Below are 17,186 nucleotides of genomic sequence, written 5' to 3'. Positions count from 1 at the left end.
CGCTCCGGGGTTTTGTCAGTTCAATGTCGCATCCAGCCGGCCTTCTTCGGCCAGTTCGCGCAGCACGCGGATCGTGTCGATATCCGATTCCTGGTAGGCCGAGCGGCGGAACTCGTCGAACATCGCGTTTTCCTCGTCTTCGCGGGCGTTGTGCGCATCCTCGTATTCGAAGCGCACGAACAGGCGCTCCTGGCCATGCGATTCGATCGTCATCGTCAGGCTCGACTTGCTGATCTCCCCCTGCGCGGCCACCTCGTAGCGGATCAGGTTCGGGTATTCCAGCACCACGGTATCCTCGATCACCAGGTCGCCATAGCGCTGCGTGCGCTTGAACCCCTTGCTGGTGCGCTCGCCGATGCGCACCTCGTCCAGGTGCGGCACGAACAGCTTGGGCGATTCGGCGCGCAGCACGAGCCCGCGCCAGACCTGCTCGTGGGTAAGGGAATCGATCAACGGGTTCATGGGATCGTTGATTTCTATCAGATGTTCGAATTTCATAGCGTGGCAAGAATGTCGTGAGCCGAATGCCACTATATTCCTCCGGAGCCGGAAATATCAATGCCAAGGCGTTAGAATGGCGGGCTTGCGTGCTCGGCCGTGCTTGTCTCGCCGGCGCCTGCAACCCCGCTTTCAACCCCGCACTTGATCCTCTTTCAACATGTCCAATGCACCCAGATTCGGCCTGAACGGGCCGCAAAGCGAAGCCGTGCTGTATCTCGACGGACCCGCCCTCGTGCTGGCCGGCGCCGGCTCCGGGAAGACACGCGTGATCACGCAAAAGATCACCTACATGATCGAGGAACGCGGCTACGACCCCCGCACCATCGCCGCCCTCACGTTCACCAACAAGGCCGCGCTGGAGATGCAGGAACGGGTCGCCAAGCTGCTGAAGCAGCCGAAGCAGGCCAAGCAGCTCACGGTCTCCACCTTCCATTCGCTGGGCGTGAGGATCCTGCGGCAGGAAGCCAACCACCTGGGCCTGAAGGACCGCTTTTCCATCATGGACAGCGACGACTGCTATTCGCTGGTGCAGGACATGGCGCTCACCACCGACAAGGGGCTGATCCGCCGCATCCAGAACGACATCTCGCTGTGGAAGAACGCGCTGGTGACGCCGGAACTGGCGATCCGCAACGCCAAGGATGAAGACGAGGCGCAGTCGGCGCGCATCTATGCCAGCTACGTGAGCACGCTGTCGGCCTACCAGGCGGTCGACTTCGACGACCTGATCCGCCTGCCGGTGGAACTGTTCCGCGACAACGATCCGGTGCGCGACAAGTGGCAGCGCCGGCTGCGCTACCTGCTGGTCGACGAATACCAGGACACCAACACCTGCCAGTACGAGTTGCTGAAGCTGATGGTGACCGGGATCGGCAAGAAGCCGATGTTTACCGCGGTGGGCGACGACGACCAGGCGATCTACGCGTGGCGCGGCGCCTCGGTGGAGAACCTGGCCAACCTGCAGGTGGACTTCCCCGACCTCCGCCTGATCAAGCTGGAGCAGAATTACCGCTCCACCACCCGCATCCTGCAGGCCGCCAACGCGGTCATCTCGAACAACCCGAAGCTGTTCGAGAAGGCGCTGTGGTCCGAGCATGGCCTGGGCGAACCGATCAAGGTGCACGCGATGGCCAACGACGAGCAGGAGGCCGACCAGGTGGCGATCATGATCTCGGCCGACCACTTCGAGCGCCGCAATAAATGGTCGGATTATGCGATCCTGTACCGCGGCAACCACCAGGCCCGCATCATCGAGCAGGCGCTGCGCAACCAGCGCATCCCGTACACGATCTCGGGCGGCCAGAGCTTCTTCGACAAGGCCGAGATCAAGGACATCATCGCCTACCTGCGCCTGCTGGCCAACCAGGACGACGATCCCGCCTTCATCCGCGCCGTGACGACGCCGCGCCGCGGCATCGGCCAGTCCACGCTGGAAGTGCTGGGCGCCTTCTCCGGCCAGTGGCAATGCTCGCTGTTCGAGGCCGTGTTCAAGGGCGGCATCGAGGCAAAGCTGACGGACCGCCAGCTGCAGCCGCTGCGCGACTTCTGCAACTTCATCAACGACCTGGAATCGCGCGCCAGCCGCCCCGGTGCCGCCGGCAGCGGCGACAACGCCGCCCAGGTGCTGGACGACATGATGGAAGCGATCCACTACGAACACTACCTGTACGACACGCTCGAGGAGCGGGCCGCGCAGAGCCGGTGGCAGAACGTGCTCGATTTCATGGGCTGGCTGAAGGACCGGGGCCGCGGCGGCAAGGACCGCGACGGCGAGGAAAAGAACGTGCTGGAGCTGACGCAGATGGTGGCGCTGATGTCGATGCTCGAAGGGAAGGACGAAGACCCGGATGCGATCCGCATGTCCACCCTGCACGCGTCGAAAGGCCTGGAGTATCCGCACGTGTTCCTGGTCGGCGTGGAGGAGGGCATCCTGCCGCACAAGGGCGATCCGGACGCGCCGGTCGAAACGCTGGCCCAGCGCATCGAGGAGGAGCGCCGCCTGATGTACGTGGGCATCACGCGTGCGCAGCGCACGCTGCAGCTCACCTGGTGCAAGAAACGAAAACGCGCCGGCGAGCAGGTACACTGCGACGTTTCCCGCTTCATCGCCGAGATGCAGCTGGACGTGGGCGATGCGCCGCCGAAGGAAACCGAGGTGATCTCGCCGCGCGAACGCCTGGCCCGCATGAAGGAACTGCTGGCCACCTCGAAACCAAAGGAAATCACGTGAACCCGGAAGAAGAACAAGAGTCGCGCTTCGTCGACATCGAAATCAAGCTGGCCCACCAAGAAGACCTGGTCGAGTCGCTCAATGCCCGAGTCTACGAACAGCAAAAGCAGATCGACCAGCTCGAAGCGATGGTCGCCCGGCTGATCGAGCACATGCGCACGCGCGACACCGCCCAGGCGCCGCTCAACGAACGGCCACCGCATTACTGATTCCCCGTCATCCCGGTAGCGGCGGCCAGTTGCCGCCCCAGCCGCCGGCCCAGGCACAGCAGCGTAAGAGTCGGCGGCAGGCCCCACGGCGCCGGCAGTACGGCGGCATCGCAGACGAACAGGCCGGCGGTGCCGGTTTGCAGCTTGCTGTCGACCACCGTGCCGATCGCCGCGGTGCCGCCCGGGTGCGCGGCAAAGTGATGGCTGCTAAATACATGCTTCGCGCCGGCCTGGCGCAGGATGTCGCGCGCGAGCGCCGTGCCGCGGTCCAGCCTGGCCTTGTCGGGCGCCGTCAGCGTCTTGTCGACCCAGCGCGGGCGACGGCGCCACCCGCTTCGTCGGCGATCTTCACCATGATCGACAGTGTGCGCGCATGGGCGTGCAGCCGGTCGAAGCGGCCCACCTGGGCGGCGAATGCGCTGTACATCGGCCGCGGCAACGCGAGGTCGGCGAACGATATCCCCTCGCCAGGCAGCGCCAGGCCGGCCGCCATCGGCACCTCGGCGCCGCCGTCGAGATCGTCCACGCTGCCCATCACCGCCACCACCGGATCGCTGAAGAACGGCACGGCGGCCGGCGCCAGTCCCGAGCGGTGCAGCAGGCGCGGGCTGCCGATGCCGCCGGCGGCCAGCACGACCACGGGCGCACGCACCGCGTGCACCGTGCCGCCGACCGTGACTTCCACACCCGCCGCGCGGCCATGTTCCACGATCACCCGCTCCACGCGCGCATCGGCCACCAGTTGCGCGCCGTGGCGGCAGGCTTCGTCCAGGAAATCGCGGGCGGTCCACTTGGCGCCGAACGGGCAGCCATACATGCAGCGCCAGCAGCCGGTGCGGCAGAGGGCGGGGCGGATCATCTTGTCCAGCTTGCGCCAGCCCAGGCCGGCGTCCTGCGCGGCCGTCATGATGCGCCGCGCCATCGGTCCGATGAGGTCGTCGGGCAGCGGACCGAGCGGCAGTTCGGCGCGCAGCGCCCGTTCGTCGTCCGCCAGGTCGATGCCCAGGCGTGCGAAGGCTGCGGGCGGGGACGCCGCGGTGGCAAAGTTGATCGTGGAACTGCCGCCCGCCGTGACGCCGCGCACCAGCAGCGAAGCGTCGCGGTGGAAGAATGCGCCCTTGCCGGGAATGGCCGCCATGGCCGTCATCTGCGTCAGCGTGCCGGCCACCGGCGCGGCGCTGCCGCGTTCCAGGATCAGCACGCGCGCCCCGGTGGCCGCCAGCGTGCGCGCCACGCTGGCGCCGCCGGGGCCGCTGCCGACGACGATCGCGTCGTAATGGGGGTGGAAGGAAGCCATGGCCGCCATGCTACACGCTGCTGGAGCGGGGAGCGCGGTTTGCATTATTATCTTGCCTTCATGCTTGCCACCGGGCAGGCGTTTCCCGACACGGAGCCGGCGACGATCTCGCCGGCTGCAACGGTTAATCGAAAGACGATATGACCCCTCCACGTATGCTCGTTCTCGCGGCCAGCCTTGCGCTGGCCATCATCCCGGCAGCGCATGCCGCGCCAGCCGCCCAGGCGGCTTCACAGGCGGCTTCCCAGGTGCCCACGATGAATCCTCTGCTCAAAGCCAGCGCGCTGCCGCTGCATTATCCGCAGTTCGACCAGATCCGCGACGAGCATTTCCTGCCAGCGTTCCAGGCCGGCATGGCCGAGGAACTGAAGGAAATCGACCGCATCGCCAACAGCAAGGCGGCGCCCACCTTCGAGAACACGATCGTGGCGATGGAGCGGGGCGGGCGCACGCTGCACCGCGTGCACAGCACCTTCGCGAACCTGGTCGGCGCCAACACGAACGACAAGCTGGACGCGATCGACCGCGAGATGTCGCCGAAGCTGGCCGCGCACAGCGATGCGATCCACTTGAACCCGCAACTGTTCAAGCGTATCGATGCGCTGTACGCAAAGCGCGACAAGCTGGGGCTGGACGCCGAATCCCGCTACCTGATCGAGCGCTATCACGAAGACTTCGTGCTGGCCGGCGCGAAACTGTCGGCGCAGGACAAGGAAAAGCTGAAACGCCTGAACGGCGAGATCGCCACCCTGCAGACCACCTTCACGCAGAACGTGCTGAAGGAAATCAACGCATCCGCGCTGGTCGTCGATACGCGCGAGGAGCTGGCCGGCATGCCGGAAGCGGCGATCAATGCCGCCGCCACCGCGGCCAACGAGAAGGGTTTGAAGGGTAAATACCTGGTCCCGCTGCAGAACACCACCGGCCAGCCGCCGCTCGCCGAGCTGACGAATCCACAGGTGCGTGCCCGGCTGATGGCGGCATCGCTGGCGCGCGGCAGCCGCGGCGGCGAGTTCGACAACCGTGAAGTCGTGAAGAAACTGGCACGCCTGCGCGCCGAACAGGCCCGCCTGCTGGGCTATGAAAACTTCGCCGCCTATTCGCTGGCCAACCAGACGGCGAAGAACACGGCCAACGTCAACAAGCTGCTGGCCGAGCTGGCGAAACCGGCCGTCGACAATGCGCGCCGCGAAGGCGCCGACCTGGCGGCGATCGCCGGCGCCCCCGTCACGGCGGCCGACTGGGATTTTTATACCGATAAGGTGCGCGCCCAGCGCTTTGCATTCGACGAAAAGCAGCTCAAGCCCTACTTCGAACTGAACAACGTGCTGGTGAACGGCGTGTTCTTCGCCGCCACCAGGCTGTACGGCATCACCTTCAAGGAACGCAAGGACCTGCCGGTCTACGACCCGGACGTGCGCGTGTTCGACGTGGCCGATGCCGACGGCAAGCCGCTGGCGATCTTCCTGGCCGACCTGTACGCCCGCCCGAACAAGCAGGGTGGCGCGTGGATGAACGAATACGTGTCGCAATCGTCGCTGCTGGGCGAGAAGCCGGTGGTGGGCAACCACCAGAGCATTCCCAAGCCGCCGGCCGGCGAGCCGACGCTGCTGACGTTCGATGAAGTCACGACCATGTTCCACGAATTCGGCCATGCGCTGCACGGCATGTTCTCGAACGTGAAGTACCCGCGCTTCTCGGGCACCAGCGTGCCGCGCGATTTCGTCGAGTATCCGTCGCAGGTCAACGAGATGTGGGCCGTGTGGCCGGAAGTGCTGGCCAACTATGCGAAGCACCACCAGACCGGCGCGCCGATGCCGAAGGAACTGCTGGACAAGATCACCGCGTCGCGCAAGTTCAACAAGGGCTTTGCCACCACCGAATACCTGGCCGCCTCGCTGCTCGACCAGAAATGGCACCAGCTGCAGCCGGACCAGGTGCCGGACGACGTGCTGGCCTTCGAAGCGGCCGCGCTGAAGGAAGCCGGCGTCGACTACGCGCTGGTACCGCCGCGCTACCGCACCACGTATTTCTCGCACAGCTTCTCCGGCGGCTATTCGGCCGGCTACTACGCCTACCTGTGGGCCGAGAAGCTCGATGCCGAAAGCGTGCTGTGGTTCAAGGAAAACGGCGGCCTGCAACGCAAGAACGGCGACTGGTTCCGCAAGACGCTGCTGTCGCGCGGCGGCACCGCCGATGCGATGGAACTGTTCCGCAACTTCCGCGGCCGCGATGCCGCCATCGAACCGCTGCTGGAACGCCGCGGCCTGAATGTCCAGCCAACCAAGGAATAATGTTGAAATACCCGAAACTGATGACCTCCGCCGTCAGCCTGGCCTTCGCCAGCCTGGCCTTCGCCGGCCAGGCCCAGGCCGCGCTGCCGGCCGCCAATCCGTTCGCCGCGCCCAGCACGCTGCCGCTGCAATATCCGCAGTTCGACAGGATCGGCGATGCCGACTACGCGCCGGCGTTTGACGAAGGCATGAAGGCGCAAGCCGCCGAGATCGAAAAAATCGCCAGCAACAAGGCCGCGCCCACGTTCGAAAACACGATCGTGGCGATGGAACGCTCGGGCCGCCTGCTGAACCGCGTATCGACCGTGTTCTTCAGCCTGAACGGCGCCAACACCAACGACACGCTGCAGGCGCTGGACCGTACCCTTGCGCCGAAGCTGTCGGCGCACAGCGATGCGATGCTGCTCAATCCGAAGATGTACGCCCGCATCAAGGCCCTGTACGACAAGCGCGACAAGCTGAAGCTGGACCCGGAATCGAAATACCTGCTCGAGCGCTATCACACCGACTACGTGCGCGCCGGTGCGAAACTGTCGGCGGCCGACAAGGAAAAGCTCAAGGCCTACAACGCGAAGCTGGCTGAATTGCAGACGGCGTTCGCGCAGAATGTGCTGAAGGAGATGAACGCTTCCGCGCTGGTCGTCGACACGAAGGAAGAGCTGGACGGCATGTCCGACGCGGCGATCGCCAAGGCGGCGGCCGATGCGAAGGCACGCGGCCAGGAAGGCAAGTTCGCGATCCCGGTCGTCAACACCACCGGCCAGGCGCCGCTGTCGGTGCTGAAGAACCGCACCACGCGCGAGCGGCTGCTGGCCGCGTCGATGGCGCGCGGCAGCCGCGGCGGCGAGTTCGACAACCGCGAACTGGTGCTGCAACTGGTGAAACTGCGCGCCGAGCGCGCCGCGCTGCTGGGCTATGCCAGCCATGCGGCATATCACCTGGAAGACCAGACGGCCAAGGACACCACGGCCGTGAACCAGCTGCTGGCCGAATTCGCCCAGCCGGCGGTGCGCAACGCGCGCCGTGAAGCGGCCGATATCCAGAAGGTCATCGACGCCGAACAGAAGAGTAAAGGCGAGGGTGGCTTCCAGCTGGCGGCGCACGACTGGCAGTTCTACGCCGACAAGGTCAGCAAGGAGCGTTACGCATTCGACCAGAACGAACTGAAGCCGTACTTCGAGCTGAACAGCGTGCTGGAAAACGGCGTGTTCTTCGCAGCGAACAAGGTGTTCGGGCTGACGTTCAAGGAGCGCAAGGACTTGCCGGTGTACCAGGCCGACGTGCGCGTGTGGGACGTGTTCGATGCCGACGGCAAGCAGCTGTCCATCTTCATCGGCGATTTCTATGCGCGCGGCAACAAGCGCGGCGGCGCCTGGATGAATGCCTACGTGGGCCAGAGCAAGCTGCTCGGCACGCAGCCGGTGGTGGCCAACCACCTGAACATCTCCAAGCCGGCGAACGGCGAACCCACGCTGCTGACGTACGACGAAGTGCGCACTACGTTCCATGAATTCGGTCACGCGCTGCACGGCATGTTCTCGAATGTGAAGTACCCGCGCTTTGCCGGCACCCGCGTGCCGCGCGACTTCGTCGAATTCCCGTCGCAGGTCAACGAGATGTGGGCCACCTGGCCGGAGATCCTGAACAACTACGCGAAGCACTACCAGACGGGCGCGCCGATGCCGAAAGAGCTGCTGGACAAAGTGCTGGCCGCGCAGAAGTTCAACGAAGGCCACCGCACCACCGAGTACCTGGCCGCGGCGATCCTCGACCAGAAATGGCACCAGCTGTCGGCCAGCCAGGTCCCCACCGACGTGCTGGCATTCGAAGCCCAGGCGCTGAAGGATGCCGGCGTCGACTTCGCGCCGGTGCCGCCGCGCTATCGCACCACGTACTTCTCGCACGTCTTCGCCGGCGGCTACTCGGCCGGTTACTACGGCTACCTGTGGGCCGAGAAGCTCGATGCCGAAAGCGTGTTGTGGTTCAAGGAAAACGGCGGCCTGTCGCGCAAGAACGGCGACTGGTTCCGCCAGAAGCTGCTGTCGAAAGGCGGCACGATGGATGCGATGCAGATGTTCCGCGAATTCCGCGGGCGCGACGCGAAAGTCGAGCCGCTGCTGGAACGGCGCGGCTTGACCGACTGACCCGCTCCACCCCCGCAAAACCGCGCCACCCGGCGCGGTTTTTTTTCGCCCCCACAACTGCCGCGCTGGTCGCTTTACAACACCGGGACAGTCCCCTTTTTTTGGCAACAATTCCCAAAAGTGAGACGGCCCGATTTCGCGCTAGTGCACACCGTGTCGATAGCCTCTCATTTCTGGGAAAAGTTTCCAGAAAATGGGGACAGTCCCCGATTTTTGGCAACACTTCCGAAGCGCGTCAGCCCGCCACGATCTTGCGGTTGGCGGCTCCCGGCAGCATGCGCAGCACCTTGCCGACCGATGCCGTGTAGGTCTGCGAGCGGATCGTGTCCACGTAGCGGTATTCGGCACGGGTTTCGGTTGGCGTGACGGTCAGCACCACGAAGCCGCGCGCGCCGGTTTCCGCGTATTGCAGCGGGCCGATCAGCTGTTCCATGCCGCGTGCCACGGTCGCCGCGGGGAAGGTGGGGAAGTAGCTCTCGAAGCCGGGCGAGGTGACCGACGGCACGCCGAACTCCACGCCGACCGCCTGTCCGCTGGCATCGGCCAGGTCGCTGGCCCAGGCATTGTGCGTGTCGCCGGCCAGCACGACCAGGTTCTTGTTCAGCGTGCGCGCCATGGCCAGCACCGTCTCGCGCGCGGCCGGGTAGCCGTCCCAGGCGTCGAGGTTGTACGGCACCGGCGTGGCGGCCAGCTGCTGCTGCTCGGTTTCGCTCAGCGCCACGCCGGCCTGCACCTTGGCGGCGATGGCGAAGTAGGCCGCGTAGCCGACGGTGCCCAGCACCATCGGCGCCGGCAGCAGCATGCGCGCCATCAGCACCTGCTGGCCGAGGATCTGCCAGGTGGCGGTGGACTTCGCCATCTGGCCCTGCAGCCACGTGGTCTGCTCTGCGCCCATCAGCTGGCGCGCCGGATTCGTCACGTCCGCCGTAAAAGCCGCGGCGTTGAAGCTGCGGTCGGCGCCCACGTAGCCGGCATAGGCCAGCTGCTTGTCGCGCCCGATCACGCGCGTATCGAGCATGTGCAGCGACAGCAGGTTGCCGAAGTCGAAGGAGCGGTAGATGCGGTCCGGCCGTGCCGCCTCGGGCTGGCGGATCGGCATCCATTCGTGGTAAGCCTGGATGGCCATCTGGCGGCGTGCCGCCCACAAACCCTCGGTGGCCGGATCGTGGTTCTCGGCGCCGTCGCGCCAGGTGTCGTTGGTCAGCTCGTGGTCGTCCCACACGGTGATGAACGGCATGCGGGCATGCACGGCCTGCAGGTCCGGGTCGGTACGGTATTGCTGGTAGCGGCGGCGATAGTCGGTGAGCGTGATGATCTCGGTGGCCGGCTGCGACACGCGGCCCATCGCGGCGGCATTCTGCGAGGCGTAGCCGCCGGCCGCGTATTCGTAGATATAGTCGCCCAGGTGCAGGCCTACGTCGATATCGTCGAACTTGGCCGCGTCGCCATACACGTTGAAGTAGCCGGCCGGGTAGTTCGAGCAGCTGAACACGGCGAAGCGTGCCTGCGCGACGGAGCCGGTCGGCAGCGTCTTCGTGCGGCCTACCGGCGAATCGACACCCTGGCAGCGGAAGCGATAGTAGTAGCGGCGGTTGGCCGACAGGCCCGTCGCATCCACCTTCACCGTGAAGTCGCGCGCCGCACCGGTCCGCGTGGTGCCCGACGCCACGACTTTCGCAAAGTCGCTGTCTTCCGCCACGCTCCAGCCCACGTCGAGATCGTCCGCGCCGGAAGGCGCCGAGATGCGCGTCCACAGGATCACGCGGTCGGCCAGCGGATCGCCGCTCGCCACGCCGTGGGCGTAGGTAATGCTCTCGTAGGATGCGTCATCGTCGCCGCCGCAGGCGGCCAGCGGAATGGCGGACAGGGCGACGGAAAAATTGCGGATGAACTTGCGACGTGCGTTCGATTGGGTCATGGATGGGCAATTGCCGAAAGTGAAAGACGGCGCATATTAAGCAGCCGAAGTTACCCATTGATGACATCGGCAACGGCAAGTATTGCTCAGCCGTGAGCAGCGTGGCCGCAAGCGGCCGATTCGGTGTATAAGTGGCGTTATCGTTACTCAGGAAGGAACGCCATGGACAACAACCTGAAGGCATCGCTGCGCGAAGTGCACGCCGCGCTGGCAAGCGGGGCACCGGTGGATGAGGAGTTGCAGGACCTGCTGCGCCAGCTCGACGGCGATATCGAGCGCGTGCTGGAACAGCGCGCGGACGACGGCGCGGTCAGCGAGGAAGGCACCACGACTTACGGCCTGGCCGAGCGCACCCAGGAAATTTCGGCGAAGTTCGCGGCAAAGCATCCGGCCCTGGAGCCGACGCTGCGCGAACTGGCCCGTATCCTGGGCAATATGGGAATTTGACGAGGAACTGCGGCGCCCCCGCGGAGCACCGCGGGGAAGCTGCCGGGAACTACGGGAACGCCACCATGGGCGGCTCTTCGCCGCCGAAATTGAAGTCGGGATGCCGCTCGGCGATCATCGCCTCGATCTCGCGCATGCGCCGCACGGGCACGTCCACGATCATCAGCACCTGCCCCCGCTGCACGCGGTCCGCGAACTGTTCCAGCTTCTTGTTCGGGATCGCGCTGCCGTTCATGCCGGAAGCCCAGGCGCCGAACAGCGCGCCGCCGAGGGCCATCAGCAGGATCGTTGCCGTACGCATCGTCAGCCCTTCCGGCGGCATCAGCACGAGAAGGAAGCCGGCCACGAAGCCGACGATGCCGCCGATCAGCATGCCCAGCTGCGCGCCGTGGACCAGGTCAGTTTTCATCATGAAACTGCAGCCGGGCATATCGTCCGGCAGGGTGCCCTCGCGGGCCAGGAAGCGGATGTGCCGCTCTTCGATGCGCGCCAGCAGGAGTTCGTCCAGCATGGCGCGCGCGGACGGGATGTCGGGCAGCACGTAGTAGATTCGGCGTCGCATGGTCTCTCCTCACTGTATCGTAAGCTTATGGATTCGCTTATTGATTCTTTATAGGCCGCTGCCCGCGCATTGCAATGGCGCCATGGATACTTTTCCAACCTTTCCGCTGCCTGCAACACAAGTTATTGAATAATAAAAGCTTTTTCGCCACTTAAAAGTGGCGCGATGCGCGCCGCGGCACGCTTTTTGGTACAATCCTGCCTTATGAACGCCCCCCAGAACCTCTTCGCGACCGTCCCCAAGCGGTCTGCCCGCGCTCCTGTCGCGCCTTTCCTGCCCATGTCCCGCGCCGAAATGGAAAAGCTCGGCTGGGACGAATGCGACGTCATCCTCGTCACGGGCGATGCCTATATCGACCATCCCAGCTTCGGCATGGCGCTGGTCGGCCGCCTGCTGGAAGCGCAGGGGTTCCGCGTCGGCATCATCAGCCAGCCGGACTGGCAATCGGCCGATGCCTTCCGCGCGCTGGGCAAGCCGCGGCTGTATTTCGGCATCACGGCCGGCAACATGGATTCGATGGTCAACCGCTACACGTCGGACCGCAAGATCCGTTCGGACGACGCGTACACCCCGAACGGCGAGCCGAACAAGCGCCCCGACCGCGCGGTAAGCGTGTATGCGCACCGCGCCCGCGAAGCGTTCCCGGGCACGCCGGTGATCATCGGCAGCATCGAGGCATCGCTGCGCCGCATCGCCCACTACGATTACTGGTCGGACAAGGTGCGCAAGTCGGTGCTGATCGATTCGAAGGCCGACCTGCTGATCTTCGGTAACGCCGAGCGCGCGCTGGTGGACCTGACGCACCGCATGGCAAAAGGCGAGGACATCAAGGCCATCAAGGACCTGCGCGGCACCGCCTTCCTGGTGCCGCAGGGCTGGCTGCCGTCGGAAGAGTGGGGCGTGCACAACTCGACCCGCGTGGACGTGCCGGGCCGTATCGACGCGCATCCCGATCCGTACGCGATGGCCAAGGAAGACAAGGAAGCCTGCGCCACCGAGAACGCCGCGCCCGAACCGACCGTAAAACCGATCCGCATCATGACGCGTGAGGAACGCCAGGCGATGGCGAAGGAAAAGCACAACCGCACCGTGGTGCGGCTGCCTTCCTATGACACCGTCAGCACCGACCCGGTGATGTACGCGCACGCCTCGCGCGTGTTCCACCTGGAATCGAACCCGGGCAATGCCCGCGCGATGGTGCAGCAGCACGGCGACCGCGACGTGTGGATCAACCCGCCGCCGCTGCCGCTGGCGATGGACGAGATGGACGGCGTGTACGACATGAACTACGCGCGCGCGCCGCACCCGGCCTATGGCAACGCGCGCATCCCGGCGTGGGAAATGATCCGCTTCTCGGTGAACATCATGCGCGGCTGCTTCGGCGGCTGCACGTTCTGCTCGATCACGGAACACGAAGGCCGCATCATCCAGAGCCGCTCGGAACCGTCGATCCTGCGCGAGATCGAGCACATCCGCGACAAGACCAAGGGCTTCACGGGCACCATTTCCGACCTGGGCGGCCCCACGGCGAACATGTACCGGCTGGCCTGCAAGGAAAAGACCATCGAGGAATCGTGCCGCCGGCTGTCGTGCGTGTACCCGTCGATCTGCTCCAACCTGGGCACCGATCACAGCAAGCTGATCCAGCTGTACCGCAAGGCGCGCGCGATTCCCGGCGTGAAGAAGATCCTGATCAGTTCCGGCCTGCGCTACGACCTCGCGGTGCGCTCGCCCGAATACGTGAAGGAGCTCGTCACCCATCACGTGGGCGGCCTGCTGAAGATCGCGCCGGAGCACACGGAAACCAATGTGCTGTCGAAGATGATGAAGCCGGGCATCGGCGCCTATGACGAGTTCAAGGCGATGTTCGAGAAGTTTTCGATCGAGGCCGGCAAGAAGCAGTACCTGATCCCGTACTTCATCGCCGCCCACCCGGGCACGTCGGACGAAGACATGCTGAACCTGGCGCTGTGGCTGAAGAAAAACAACTTCCGGCTCGACCAGGTGCAGACCTTCATGCCCACGCCGATGGCGATGGCGACCACGATGTACCACAGCCGCAAGAACCCGCTGAAGAAGGTCACCGGCGATTCGGAAGTGGTGGAAACGCCGCGCACGGCCAAGGTGCGCAAGGCGCACAAGGCGTTCCTGCGCTACTACGATCCGGCCAACTGGCCGATCCTGCGCGAGACGCTGAAGGCGATGGGCCGCGGCGACCTGATCGGCAATGGCGAGAAGCACCTGATCCCGGCGTGGACGCCGGGCGAGGAAAACATGACGGCGGCCCCGGAAGGCAAGCGTGCGATGCCGACGCTGGCGCCGGGCGCACAGCGCGGTGCGCGGCCGGGTCAGCCCGCCGGTGGCCGCGCCCCTGCGCCACGCGGCGGCCGCCCGAATGCGCTGACCGGTTCGATGACGGCGCGTGAAACGGTGGAAACCAAGGCGCGGCCGTCGATCCTCGATACCATCAAGGTCAAGCCGAAGACCGCGGCGAAGCCGGCTCAGTCCACGACCAAGGGCCGCCGCTAACATTCGTTCGCACATCCGGCCGGCGGGATGGCGGTTCCGATAACTTGTTGTCGGTTCGACATCCCGGCTGGCCCGATTGCGGCCCGGACGCCACACCCGGGCAAGGGCGGCACTCGCTCAGCCATGGAGTCGCGCCCGCCGGGGGTACAATCGGGTAGCTCACTACGACAGCGGCCAGGGGCCGTCCCTCGAACGTTCCGGCGCCCTTCGTGCTCCCCGAATCCATCTCCTTTCCTGCCGTGCGCCGTGTCTTCGCCAGCCTGACGCTGCTGGTGGGGATCGTTGCATTCCCCGTGCATGCCGAGGACCGCGTGGTGCTCCAGCTGAAGCATACCCATCAGTTCCAGTTCGCCGGCTATTACGCGGCGGTGGAAAAAGGGTATTACCGCGAGGCGGGGCTGGACGTGCAGATCGCCGAGGGCATCGATGGCGAGGCGCCGCTGCGCGAAGTGCTGGCCGGCCGCGCCCAGTACGGCACCGGCAGCAGTTCGCTGCTGCTGGCGCGCCTGTCCGGCAAGCCCGTCGTCGCACTGGGCGTGATCTTCCAGCATTCGCCGTACGCGCTGGCGGTGCGGCAGCAGGGCGCAACGCCGGACCTGCGCCGGCTGGCCGGCAAGCGCGTGATGCTGGGGCCGCTCTCGGCTCCGCTGAACCATGCCGACGAACTGTCGGCCTACCTGAAGCGGGAAGGCGTGGCGCAGGAAAGCCTGCTCCGCGTCGAGCATACCTACGATCCTGCCGACCTGGTCAACGGCCGGGTCGATGGCATGTCGATCCACACCACCAACGAACCGGATTACTTCGACCGGGCCGGCTTCGCGTACGACATCCACAGCCCGCGTGCCGCCGGCGTGGATTTCTATGGCGACAACCTGTTCACCAGCGAGCAGGAGCTCAATGCGCACCCGGAACGGGTGAAGGCGTTCCGCGCCGCCAGCCTGCGCGGCTGGCAATACGCGATGAGCCACCAGGAAGAGATCGCCGACCTGATCCTGGCGAAGTATTCGCGCCGGCACGACCGCCAGCACCTGCTGTACGAAGCGCGCCAGATGGTGCCGCTGGTCCAGCCTGTGCTGGTCGAGATCGGCTACATGAATCCCGAGCGCTGGCAGCACATCGCCGACGTGTACGTCGATCTGGGATTGCTGCCGAAAGGCGTCACGTTCAATGGCTTCCTGTACAACGCCGAACCGGACGCCAACCTCGCGTGGCTGTACCGCATCGGTGGCGCCGCGGCGCTGCTGCTGCTGCTGGGCGCCGCGATCCACTTCGCCCTGCTGGCGCGCGAGCGGCGCCGCTCCGCCGATGCGATCCGGGCCGGCGAGGAGCGCTTTCGCACGATGTTCGAAGCGTCGCCGATCGGTATCGCGCTGATCGACGGCGTCAGCGGCGCATTTTCCGACGTCAATCCCCGCTACCGCGAGATTGCCGGCCGTTCCGAAGACGCCTTCGCCGCCCACAGCTGGCTCGATTTCGTGCATCCCGAGGACGTGACCGACTGGACGGTGCAGATGGCGCGCCTGGCGTCCGGCGACGTGCCGGAATTCCGCACCACGCTGCGGCTGGTCCGCTCCGACGGCTCGACCGTGTGGGTGGAAGCGTCCGTGGTGCCGCTGCAGGCCGGGCCGCACCTGAAGCTGTGCATGATCGAGGATGTGACGGACCAGAAGAAAACCGAGGCGCTGATCTGGCAGCAGGCCAACTTCGACCCGCTGACGCAGCTGCCGAACCGCCGCATGTTCCTCGACCGCCTGCAGCATGACGTGGTCAAGAGCCGGCGCGACGGCACCCGCATCGCGATCCTGTTCATCGACCTCGACCACTTCAAGGAAGTCAACGACACGCTGGGCCACCACCAGGGCGACGTGCTGCTGGTCGATGCGGCGCGCCGCATCGCCGGCTGCGTGCGGCAGGCCGACACGGTGGCGCGCCTGGGCGGCGACGAGTTCACGGTGATCCTGACCGAACTGCAGCTGACCGACCGGGTCGATGCGATCGCGCAGAACATCATCGACAGCCTGCTGGCGCCGTTCCAGCTGGGCCAGGAGCAGGCCTTTGTTTCCGCCAGCATCGGCATCACGCTGTATCCGGACGACGCGGCGAGCGTCAGCGACCTGCTCAAGCATGCCGACCAGGCCATGTACGCGGCCAAGGGCGCCGGCCGCAACCGCTTCAGCTATTTCACGCCGGCGCTGCAGGTGGCGGCGCTGAACCGCATGCGCCTGACCAACGACCTGCGCAGCGCGGTCAAGGGCGACCAACTGAAGCTGTATTTCCAGCCGATCGTGCATCTCGAGACGGGCCGCATCCGCAAGGCCGAGGCATTGCTGCGCTGGCAGCATCCGCAGCGCGGGCTCGTCAGCCCGCTCGAGTTCATTCCGCTGGCGGAAAGCTCCGGCCTGATCGTCGACATCGGCCAGTGGGTCTTCAACGAGTCGATCCAGTGGGTACAGCGCTGGCGCAGCGACGTCCACCCGGACTTCCAGGTGAGCCTGAACCAGTCGCCGGTGGAATTCCAGCGCGAGGGCGGCAGCTATGAAGTATGGCTGCGCGCGCTGCGCCAGGCCGGCGTGCCGGGCCAGGCCATCGTGGTCGAGATCACCGAGGGCTTGCTGCTCGACGCCAGCAAGATGGTCACCGACAAGCTGCTGCAGCTGCGCGACGGCGGCATCCAGGTGGCGCTGGACGATTTCGGCACCGGCTATTCGTCGCTGTCGTACCTCAACAAGTTCGACATCGATTACCTGAAGATCGACCGCAGCTTCGTGCGCAACCTGGCGCCCGATTCGAGCGACCTGGCGCTGTCGGAAGCGATCATCGTGATGGCGCACAAGCTGGGCCTGCACGTGATCGCGGAAGGCGTGGAAACGCCGCAGCAGCGCGACCTGCTGGCCGCCGCCGGCTGCGATTACGGCCAGGGCTACCTGTTCGACAAGCCGCTGCCGGCCGAGGAATTCGACGCCTTGCTGCGCTCCCACGCGGCCATGCTCACCGCGGAATAATCGTCTTACCGGTGCGTCCTTTATTGCCGAGGACGGTTAAAATAGTGGTTTAT

The 17,186-nt window shown here is 65.6% G+C and carries 12 protein-coding genes; 7 read left to right on the top strand and 5 right to left on the bottom strand.

Annotated features, from left to right (window positions below):
- Positions 1-15: 15 nt before the first annotated feature.
- Complete coding sequence (locus FHS02_RS14730; RefSeq protein WP_137315225.1) at positions 16-498, bottom strand: AtaL-like protein; 483 nt, start codon at positions 496-498, stop codon at positions 16-18.
- A gap of 160 nt (positions 499-658) precedes the next feature.
- Between FHS02_RS14730 and FHS02_RS14725 the strand changes: the two genes are divergently transcribed.
- Together FHS02_RS14725 and FHS02_RS14720 are read left to right on the top strand one after the other, a co-directional pair.
- On the top strand, positions 659-2,731 hold the full coding sequence (locus FHS02_RS14725) for a UvrD-helicase domain-containing protein (RefSeq protein WP_137315224.1): 2,073 nt from the start codon (positions 659-661) through the stop codon (positions 2,729-2,731).
- Positions 2,728-2,940 carry a SlyX family protein gene (locus FHS02_RS14720; protein ID WP_137315223.1) on the top strand — a complete coding sequence of 71 codons (213 nt, stop codon included), beginning with the start codon at positions 2,728-2,730 and terminating at the stop codon, positions 2,938-2,940. Before FHS02_RS14725 ends, FHS02_RS14720 begins: the two co-directional genes overlap by 4 nt.
- Here FHS02_RS14720 and FHS02_RS31580 read toward each other — a convergent pair.
- The gene (locus FHS02_RS31580) at positions 2,934-3,179 is read right to left on the bottom strand and encodes a GMC oxidoreductase (protein ID WP_229422858.1); all 246 of its coding nucleotides are present in this window, start codon (positions 3,177-3,179) and stop codon (positions 2,934-2,936) included. The two genes, FHS02_RS14720 and FHS02_RS31580, sit on opposite strands and share 7 nt — an antisense overlap.
- A gap of 53 nt (positions 3,180-3,232) precedes the next feature.
- Positions 3,233-4,237: a GMC family oxidoreductase N-terminal domain-containing protein gene (locus FHS02_RS14715; protein WP_229422274.1), complete on the bottom strand. Its 1,005-nt coding sequence runs from the start codon at positions 4,235-4,237 to the stop codon at positions 3,233-3,235.
- Positions 4,238-4,377: 140 nt separating this feature from the next.
- Here FHS02_RS14715 and FHS02_RS14710 point away from each other — a divergent pair, with 140 nt between their 5' ends.
- Positions 4,378-6,531, top strand: coding sequence for a M3 family metallopeptidase (locus FHS02_RS14710; RefSeq protein ID WP_307722161.1), 2,154 nt, complete (start codon positions 4,378-4,380; stop codon positions 6,529-6,531).
- Positions 6,531-8,675 carry a M3 family metallopeptidase gene (locus tag FHS02_RS14705; RefSeq protein ID WP_137315222.1) on the top strand — a complete coding sequence of 715 codons (2,145 nt, stop codon included), beginning with the start codon at positions 6,531-6,533 and terminating at the stop codon, positions 8,673-8,675. Before FHS02_RS14710 ends, FHS02_RS14705 begins: the two co-directional genes overlap by 1 nt.
- Before the next feature lie 235 nt (positions 8,676-8,910).
- Here the strand turns inward: FHS02_RS14705 and FHS02_RS14700 are convergent, their stop codons facing one another.
- A complete protein-coding gene (locus FHS02_RS14700; RefSeq protein ID WP_137315221.1) occupies positions 8,911-10,593 on the bottom strand; it encodes an alkaline phosphatase D family protein in 1,683 nt (560 codons plus the stop codon).
- A 162-nt stretch (positions 10,594-10,755) separates the two neighbouring features.
- Here FHS02_RS14700 and FHS02_RS14695 point away from each other — a divergent pair, with 162 nt between their 5' ends.
- Entirely contained in the window at positions 10,756-11,040 is a 285-nt protein-coding gene (locus tag FHS02_RS14695; RefSeq protein WP_137315220.1) for a DUF4404 family protein, read from the top strand.
- 49 nt (positions 11,041-11,089) lie between these two features.
- On the opposite strand, the gene FHS02_RS14690 is transcribed toward FHS02_RS14695, so the two are convergent.
- On the bottom strand, positions 11,090-11,602 hold the full coding sequence (locus tag FHS02_RS14690) for a DUF1269 domain-containing protein (protein ID WP_175424867.1): 513 nt from the start codon (positions 11,600-11,602) through the stop codon (positions 11,090-11,092).
- 204 nt (positions 11,603-11,806) lie between these two features.
- On the opposite strand from FHS02_RS14690, the gene FHS02_RS14685 reads away from it, so the two are divergent.
- Positions 11,807-14,131: a YgiQ family radical SAM protein gene (locus FHS02_RS14685; RefSeq protein WP_137315219.1), complete on the top strand. Its 2,325-nt coding sequence runs from the start codon at positions 11,807-11,809 to the stop codon at positions 14,129-14,131.
- Positions 14,132-14,340: 209 nt separating this feature from the next.
- Positions 14,341-17,133: an EAL domain-containing protein gene (locus FHS02_RS14680; RefSeq protein ID WP_137315218.1), complete on the top strand. Its 2,793-nt coding sequence runs from the start codon at positions 14,341-14,343 to the stop codon at positions 17,131-17,133.
- Positions 17,134-17,186 lie beyond the last annotated feature (53 nt).

Source organism: Pseudoduganella umbonata (assembly GCF_014192225.1).
In the GTDB taxonomy this organism is placed as follows: Bacteria; Pseudomonadota; Gammaproteobacteria; order Burkholderiales; family Burkholderiaceae_D; genus Rugamonas; species Rugamonas umbonata.
The sequence above is the reverse complement of the archived record's forward strand: the minus strand, read 5'-3'. Positions and strand labels throughout refer to the sequence as shown.

Coding starts and splice junctions, on each gene's coding strand:
- FHS02_RS14730 (WP_137315225.1), bottom strand. CDS start 498: ATGAAATTCGAACATCTGATAGAAATCAACGATCCCATGAACCCGTTG.
- FHS02_RS14725 (WP_137315224.1), top strand. CDS start 659: ATGTCCAATGCACCCAGATTCGGCCTGAACGGGCCGCAAAGCGAAGCC.
- FHS02_RS14715 (WP_229422274.1), bottom strand. CDS start 4,237: ATGGCTTCCTTCCACCCCCATTACGACGCGATCGTCGTCGGCAGCGGC.
- FHS02_RS14710 (WP_307722161.1), top strand. CDS start 4,378: ATGACCCCTCCACGTATGCTCGTTCTCGCGGCCAGCCTTGCGCTGGCC.
- FHS02_RS14705 (WP_137315222.1), top strand. CDS start 6,531: ATGTTGAAATACCCGAAACTGATGACCTCCGCCGTCAGCCTGGCCTTC.
- FHS02_RS14700 (WP_137315221.1), bottom strand. CDS start 10,593: ATGACCCAATCGAACGCACGTCGCAAGTTCATCCGCAATTTTTCCGTC.
- FHS02_RS14695 (WP_137315220.1), top strand. CDS start 10,756: ATGGACAACAACCTGAAGGCATCGCTGCGCGAAGTGCACGCCGCGCTG.
- FHS02_RS14690 (WP_175424867.1), bottom strand. CDS start 11,602: ATGCGACGCCGAATCTACTACGTGCTGCCCGACATCCCGTCCGCGCGC.
- FHS02_RS14685 (WP_137315219.1), top strand. CDS start 11,807: ATGAACGCCCCCCAGAACCTCTTCGCGACCGTCCCCAAGCGGTCTGCC.